Annotated in this window: 2 protein-coding genes; both read left to right on the top strand. The window is 60.6% G+C overall.

The features are described from left to right. Positions 1-316: 316 nt before the first annotated feature. The gene (locus VD17_RS17210; RefSeq protein ID WP_046054825.1) at positions 317-1501 is read left to right on the top strand and encodes a flavin-dependent monooxygenase; all 1185 of its coding nucleotides are present in this window, start codon (positions 317-319) and stop codon (positions 1499-1501) included. Positions 1502-1623: 122 nt separating this feature from the next. Beyond that, positions 1624-2745 (top strand): LLM class flavin-dependent oxidoreductase, encoded by a 1122-nt coding sequence (locus VD17_RS17205; RefSeq protein ID WP_046054824.1) that lies wholly within the window; start codon positions 1624-1626, stop codon positions 2743-2745. Positions 2746-3102 lie beyond the last annotated feature (357 nt).

Below are 3102 nucleotides of genomic sequence, written 5' to 3'. Positions count from 1 at the left end.
GCCTGTTGAGTGGTGAGAAGCCTCGGGTGTACACCGTCCCACTGTGGGAGCGAGCTTGCTCGCGATGGCGGCTTATCTGCCGACCAATCTCTTACGGCTTTACGCAGTCCCCTGTAGGAGCTGCCGCAGGCTGCGATCTTTTGATCTTCGCTTTCATCCTTCGCTTTTCTTCAAACGCCACATGGTCCGTTTGAGGGATGCCCACCGCCGCACGCATTGCTTGAATGCCGCTGTGGAGGCGAGCACCACCGGTGCTGCATCCGCCCCGCTGCACGCGCGCCCCGGCGGATGGGGTGAAGAGAGGAGAACAATAAAAATGCTCAACCAAGACCTGATTCGCCAGCGTCTGAGCCAACGTGCCCGCGAGCTGGTGCCGATCCTGCGTGAACGCGCCCAGAGCGCTGCGCAAGCCGGCCAGTTGCCTGAAGAGACCCTGAAAGATTTCCACGACGCCGGGTTCTTTCGCATCCTTCAGCCATCGCGTTGGGAAGGTTATGAACTGGAGCCCAGGGACTTCTTCGAGGTGCAGATGACCCTCGCCGAAGGGTGCATGTCTTCAGCCTGGGTGCTGGGGGTGGTGGCGATCCATAACTGGCAACTGGCGCTGTTCGATGACCGTGCGGCGCAGGATGTCTGGGGCGCCGACTCCAGTGTGCTGATCTCTTCTTCCTATATGCCGGTGGGCAAGGTCGAGCGGGTCGAGAATGGTTTCAAGCTGAGCGGGCGCTGGGGGTTTTCTTCCGGCAGCAAGCACTGCGACTGGGTGTTCCTCGGGGCGTTGGTGCCATCGGAGGAGGCGGGTGGGGCGCCGGATTACCGGACTTTCCTGGTGCCGCGCAGCGACTACCAGGTTCTCGACAACTGGAATGTCATGGGCCTGGAAGCCACCGGCTCCCACGACATCCTGGTGGAGAGTGCCTTTGTTCCTGAGTACCGCACTCATCGGGCGTTCGACGGTTTCATGCAGGAAAGTCCCGGTAACGCAGTGAACACCGCGCCGCTGTTCCGCCTGCCATTCGGGCAGATTTTTGTGCGGGCGGTGTCGTCCTCGGCCATCGGTGCCCTGCAAGGCGCGGTGGATCAGTTTGTCGAGCACAACCGCGCGCGGGTCGGGGTCAACGACGGTCGCAAAATGGTTCAGGACCCGGCTGCGCAATCCGCGTTGGCCAACGCCATGGTCTGCGTCGATGAGTGCAAAACCGTCCTGCTGCGCAACTTCGCTCTGATGATGCAACGGGCCCAAAGTGCAGCGCCGTTGAGCATGCCCGAGCGGGTGAAGATGCGTTACGACTCGGCGCTGGTGGCCGACAAGTGCGCCAAAGCGGTTGCCGACCTGATGTTCAACAGCGGCGCCTCGACCATCTTCCGCAGCCACGCAATCAATCGGGCATTCCGCGACATTCACACCGGCCGCGCCCACGTCGCGAACAACCCGGCCAAGTACGCCTGGAATCTCGGCGGGGTCAGCATGGGCCAGGACAGCAACGACTTTTTTCTCTGACTTTTCCCTTTGAGTCGGCTAGTCCGTTTGCGTGATTCGAGCGCCCCGCCGATGCCCGAGCATGGGGGCAAGGCTCAGGTCTCTGGCGCCGACTGCGCATCCAATAAACACAAGGATCAACCATGAAATTTTCACTGATTTACGAAGCCCAGACGGTGGACTCCAGTCGCGAAGGCGACCGCCGGATTTTCGAAGACACCGTTGAGCAGGCCGTGTTGGCTGACAAGCTCGGCTTCGACACCTTCTGGTGCGTGGAGCACACGGCGCTGAGCAACTACTCGCACATGTCCGCGCCGGAAACCATGCTGGCTTTCGTCGCTGGCAAAACCGAACGCATCGGCATTGGCCACGGCGTGGTCTGCTTGCCGCCAGCGATGAACCACCCGGTGAAAGTCGCGGAACGCATAGCGACCCTCGATCTGTTGTCCAAAGGCCGGGTACATTTTGGCGTCGGCAAGGGGGGCACCCAGCAGGAGGCCGGCACCTTCGGTTACGACCTGGCCACGTTGCAGCCGCAGATCGACGAGATGATGTACCTGATCCCGAAAATGTTCGTGCAGGACGAAATCGAACACAACGGCGACTTTGTACAGATCCCCAAGCGGCCGATCCATCCCAAGCCTTATCAAGACCCGCACCCGCCGATGTACCTGGCCTGCACCAACACTGAGTCGCTGAAAAACGCCGGCGGTCGCGGCATGGGCGCTCTGGTGCTGGGCTTCGGCGGCCCGGAAGAAATCGCCAAGAAAGTCGAGGTCTACCATGAAGCCTGGGACAACCGCGACGAGAAGAAACAAGTCGGTTTCCGTCCCAACCGTCACATCGCCGCCCTGTGCCCGGCCATCGTGTTGGAAAACAACGAAGAGGCTCGCCGCATCGGCATCCGTGGCCAGCGCTACTTCATGGAATCGTTGGGCTACTGGTACGGCGGTGGCGAGCGCCCGGACCCGGAGAAGTGGAAGGACGACACCTTCGTCGATGGCAACGGCCAGAGTGTGATCAAGTCGCGCTTCGCCTCGGAAGAAGTCAGCGTCGATTTCTCCGACCCGACCATGGCGATGATGAACCCCAACCACGCCTACGGCACCGTCGAGGATTGCATCGGTTACGTGCAACGGTTGATCGATGCCGGTGCCGACGAAATCCTGTTCATCTGCCAGATGGGCACCGTGCCGCAATGGGCGCAACTGGAGACCCTGCGCAACATTGGCGAGAAAGTGATTCCGCATTTCCGCAAGTCTTAAACCCCGACACGAAAGGCGAGAACACCACATCACCCCCTGTGGGAGCGAGCTTGCTCGCGATAGCGGTCTTACATTCAACATCAATGTTGACTGTTATGGCCCCATCGCGAGCAAGCTCGCTCCCACAGGTTTTGTGTTTCAACCAAACGGGCCATCTATGGCTAGTGCCAGTCAGTTAAACAATTTCAGCCGCGACGCACTCTATGTAGCAGCTGCCGAGCCTGCGAGGCTGCGTTCGGCTGCGTAGCAGTCGTGAGTCCGGCAGACACGGCCTACCTGACGCACTGCAATGTCTGGTTTTACGACTGCTACGCAGCCGAACGCAGCCTCGCGGGCTCGGCAGCTGCTTGTATCTCG

It is taken from the genome of Pseudomonas fluorescens (assembly GCF_000968015.1).
GTDB lineage: Bacteria > Pseudomonadota > Gammaproteobacteria > Pseudomonadales > Pseudomonadaceae > Aquipseudomonas > Aquipseudomonas fluorescens_W.
Note: the sequence above shows the minus strand (reverse complement) of the source record. Positions and strands in the feature narration are given on the sequence as shown.

Coding starts and splice junctions, on each gene's coding strand:
- VD17_RS17205 (WP_046054824.1), top strand. CDS start 1,624: ATGAAATTTTCACTGATTTACGAAGCCCAGACGGTGGACTCCAGTCGC.
- VD17_RS17210 (WP_046054825.1), top strand. CDS start 317: ATGCTCAACCAAGACCTGATTCGCCAGCGTCTGAGCCAACGTGCCCGC.